Source organism: Parolsenella sp. (assembly GCF_982402205.1).
Genome location: NZ_CEVYAT010000126.1, coordinates 1 through 4,769, shown reverse-complemented (window position 1 = coordinate 4,769; position 4,769 = coordinate 1). Strand labels below are relative to the sequence as shown.

Sequence of the window (4,769 nt, the reverse complement as noted above, 5' to 3'; positions counted from 1 at the left end):
TTCCTGCTCATCGTGGGCACTACGATCTCGTTCAAGAGCGCCCCTGCCGCCGCCGCACGCGGTGCGATTATCATCATCGTGAAGCAGGTCGTCGTTATCGCCGTGGCGCTGCTCGTGCTGTTCACCGGCGACAACTTCCTCGGCCTGTCCGCGATGGTGATCCTGGCTGCCTGCACGGGCGCCAACAACGCCATGTATGCGGGCCTCATGGGCACGATGGGCACCGAGGTCGAGCGTGGCGCCGTGGCCATCACGACGCTCGTCGTGGGCCCGCCCGTCACGATGATCGTGCTGGGCGCCGCCGGCCAGGCCCCGATCGGCTGGACGCTCGTGGGCGCCATCCTGCCCATCGTCGTGGGCATCATCCTGGGCAACGTCTTTCCGAGCTTCAAGCGCATGATGGCGCCCGCCCTCACCGGCATCATCGTGCTGACGTTCTTCTCGATGGGCACCACGATGACGTTTGGCCAGCTCGTCGCCGGCGGCCTGCCGGGCATCCTGCTGGGCGTCATCTGCTCGGTGGTCTTCGCGATCCCCGCCGTCTTCGTCGATCGCCTGACGGGCGGCACGGGCGTCGCGGGCGCCGCCATCTCGAGCTGCGCCGGCGCCAACGTCGCCACGCCCGCTGCCATGGCAAACGTCAACGAGGCGCTCTACGGCGGCGACGTCCTCGCCGTGGCTACCGCCCAGGTTGCCGCCTGCGCCATCGTGACGGCCATCCTCACGCCGCTCGTCACGAGCTTCGTGTACAAGCACTTCAACAAGGCCGCCAAGGCCGATAAGGCTGCCGCCGCCGCGTAGGTGCGCAGCGGTATGAGCTTGCCGGGCCCGTCGCCTTCTCAGGTGGCGGGCCTTTTTGTGCCGATTGACGCTTGGCCGCCAATCGAACAGGGCGTGGGGGTGCGCGGGAATCGCTCGGGCGCGCACCATAATGTCCGGTGTGCGCGCTATCCTCATCTGGCACACATCGGATGGGGGAGTCTCGCCACATGGCCTTCGTACACCTGCACAACCACACGGACTACTCGATGCTCGACGGGGCAACACGCATCTCGGACATGGTGAAGCGAGCCGTCGACCTCAAGATGCCCGCCGTGGCCATCACGGACCACGGCTACATGTACGGCGTGCCAGACCTCGACCTCGAGACGGCCAAGTACAACCACCAGCAGCCTGACTGGCAGCAGTGGTTCCACGACAAGGACAACTACGCCAAGGGCCGCGAGATCGTGGAGCCCAATGCCGAGGAGGAACCCGAGGCCCACGCCCAGTGGAGGCTCGACGTCGAGGCCCACGAGGCCGGCCGCGACCTCGACGAGGTCAAGCCGCGCCCGCTTGTGAAGCCCATCTTTGGCTGCGAGGCCTACTTCACGCCCGACGACTCCCTCTCGCGCGACCACAAGCCCGAGCTCTACCACATGATCCTGCTCGCCAAGAACCAGGTGGGCTACGTCAACCTCATGCAGATGATGAGCGACGCCGCCGTCCGCGGTTTCTACTACAAGCCGCGCACCACCCTCGAGATGCTCAAGAAGCACTCCGAGGGCGTCATCGGCACGGCCGCCTGCGTCTCTGGCATCATCCCGCGCTCGATCCTGCGCGGGCAGCCCGATGAGGCGCTCAAGTGGGCGCGTACCTTCAAGGAGATCTTTGCCCCCGGCGACTTCTACATCGAGATTCAGGACCACGGCCTCACGTTCGAGAATGGCATGACCGACCGCCAGCTCGACGAGCAGCTGGTGGAGCTTGCCCATTCGCTCGACCTCAAGGTCATCGCCACCAACGACTTCCACTACCTCACGCGCGACGACGCCCCCACGCAGGACCTCATGATGTGCATCGGCATGAACTCCAAGGTCGATGACGAGAACCGCATGCGCATGGAGGGCAGCGAGTTCTACATGAAGACCGAGGAGGAGATGCGCGAGCTGTTTTCCTGGTGCCCCGAGGCCTGCGACAACACCCTCGAGCTGGCCGAGAAGTGCAACGTCGAGCTCGACTGGGACCAGATCATCCTGCCGCGCTTCCCGCTGCTCGACGAGGGCGAGACCCACGAGAGCCAGTTCCGCCGCGAGTGCGAGGAGGGCCTGGCCAAGCGCTACGGCGAGGACTGGAAGAACGTCACGATCAACGGCATCAACGTCCAGGAGCGCTTCGAGTACGAGTACAAGATCATCTGCGACAAGGGCTTCGCCGCCTACTTCCTCATCGTGCAGGAGTACGTGCGCTGGGCCAAGCAGAACGGCATCGGCGTGGGCCCCGGCCGTGGGTCTGCCGCCGGCGCCCTCGTTGCCTTCGCGATGGACATCACGACCTTCGACCCGCTCACGAACAACCTCATGTTCGAGCGATTCCTCTCGCCCCAGCGCTCCGAGATGCCCGATATCGACATGGACTTCGACGATGAGCGGCGTCTCGAGGTCGTCGAGCACGTGCGCCAGCTCTACGGCCCCGAAAAGGTCACCCACGTCATCACCTACTCGACCATCAAGGCCAAGCAGGCCGTCAACGACGCCGCGCGCGTGCTCGACTACCCCGTCTACATGGGCCAGCGCCTCTCCAAGATGATCAGCGCCGCGCCCAACGCCACGCTCAAGGCCACGATGGAGAAGGTTCCGGGGCGCGAGGACCAGTACTCCCAGGACTTCGTCGACGCCTACAACCAGGACTCAGACGCTCGCCGCATCATCGACGCGGCGCTGTCGCTCGAGGGCCTCATCCGCGGCGAGGGCGTCCACGCCTGCGCCGTCCTCATCTGCCGTGACCCCGTCAACGAGCACTGCCCCACCAAGCTCGATACCAAGGGCGGCGTCGAGATCACCCAGTACGAGGGCCACACGGTGGCAGACATGGGCCTGCTCAAGATGGACTTCTTGGGCCTGCGCACCCTCACGGTCATCTCCAAGGCAAAGGCCAACATCAAGGCCAACTTTGGCATCGACGTCGACATGGACTCGATCCCCTTCGACGACCCCGCCATCTACAAGCTGCTGGGCTCGGGCAACACCGCCGGTGTCTTCCAGGTCGAGTCCGGCGGCATGACCGCCACGATCAAGGGCATGCAGCCCACCGAGTACAAGCACATCGTGGCTCTTATCGCCCTGTACCGCCCGGGCCCGCTGGGCGCCGGCATGGTCACGGACTACATCGACCGCATGAACGGCAAGAAGGAAGTCGTCTTCTACGACGACCGCCTCTCGGACATCCTGGGCGAGACCTACGGCACCATCGTGTACCAAGAGCAGGTCATGCAGATCTCGGTCAAGATGAGCGGATTCTCGGCCGGCGAGTCTGACTCGCGCATCCGAAAGCCCGTGGCCAAGAAGAAGATCAAACTGCTCACGAGCACCATCTTCCACTGGGACGATGGCGCCGACGAGACGACCTACGACCACTGGATCAACGGCGCCGTGCGCAACGGCTACACCCGCGAGATTGCCCAGCGCATCTGGGACGACGTCCTCAAGTTCGCCTCGTACGCGTTCAACAAGTCGCACTCGGCGGGCTACGCGATCCTGGTCATGCAGACCGCCTGGCTCAAGGCCCACTACCCCAACGAGTTCATGGCGGCCGTCCTCACCAGCTACACGGGCAAGACCGAGAAGATCGTCCACTACGTCTCGGCCTGCCGCCACGAGGGCATCCAGATCCTGCCGCCAGACATCAACGAGTCGGGCAAGGAGTTCACGGCCGTCCACGAGGGCGTCCGCTTTGGCCTGGCCGGCATCCGCGGCGTGGGCGAGGGCGTGGCCGACGCCATCATCGCCGAGCGCGAGCGGGGAGGGGCCTTCAAGAACCTCCACGACCTGGTCGACCGCGTCGACACCGGCACCTGCAACCGCCGCGTCATTGAGGCCCTCATCAAAGGCGGAGCCTTCGACTCGACGGGCTACCCGCGCCGCCAGCTCATGGAGTTCGTCGACAAGAACAACCCCGCCAACATCATCGACGCGGCCACGAAGCGCCAGAAGGACCGCGCTGCGGGCCAGAGCTCGATGTTCGACCTGTTCGCCGACGTCGAGGGCTCGGGCTTCGAGTCCGACGTGCCCGACCCCAGCCCCGTCGAGTGGGACCGCACCCTCAAGCTCGCCCAGGAGCGCGAGGTGCTGGGCCTCTACATCTCCGACCACCCGCTGCGTCCCTACGAGTACGCCCTGGCCAAGGCCCGCGACTTCACCCTGTCGCAGGTGCTGGGCGGCTACGAGAAGACGAGCGTCACCGGCGAGGTGCGTCACGTCGAGGTGAGCGGCGAGAAGCCCATCTGGATTGCGGGCATGGTGTCTGGCCTGCAGAAGCGCACGACCAAGAACGGCGACCCCATGGCCATCGTGCAGCTCGAGGACATGGAGAACGAGATCGACGTCGTGGTCTTCCCCAAGGCCTACAAGAAGAGCGCTGCGGTGCTTGCCGGCCAGACCGACGAGCAGACCGGCGAGCAGGTGGGCGACGTCTTCGTGCGCATCCTGGGCCGCATCGACCGCTCGGACCGCGGCGACCAGTTCCTCGCCACCGCCATTGAGCCGCTCGAGCTGTCCGAGAAGACCAACAAGCCCAAGATCTTCGAGGTCATGCTCGAGCCGGCCGCCCTGTCGCGCCTGGTGCTCGAGCAGCTCCAGAAAGTCTTCGAGCTGCATCCGGGCATGGACCGCGTCGAGGTGTTCGTTGAGAGCTGCAGCGGCGACCGCCTTCGCATGGAGGTGCCCACGCGCGTCGACGCCAAGAACGTGATGCTCATGGCCCGCGTTCAGGACGTCGTCGCCGGCAAGGGC

2 protein-coding genes are annotated in these 4,769 nt (G+C 65.4%); both read left to right on the top strand.

Annotated features, from left to right (window positions below):
- Positions 1 to 801: 2-keto-3-deoxygluconate permease (locus AC1VTH_RS06750; protein ID WP_481335397.1), on the top strand; the 801-nt coding region annotated here is incomplete at its 5' end.
- A gap of 188 nt (positions 802 to 989) precedes the next feature.
- On the top strand, positions 990 to 4,769 hold a 3,780-nt coding region (gene dnaE, locus AC1VTH_RS06745; RefSeq protein WP_481335396.1), incomplete at its 3' end, for a DNA polymerase III subunit alpha.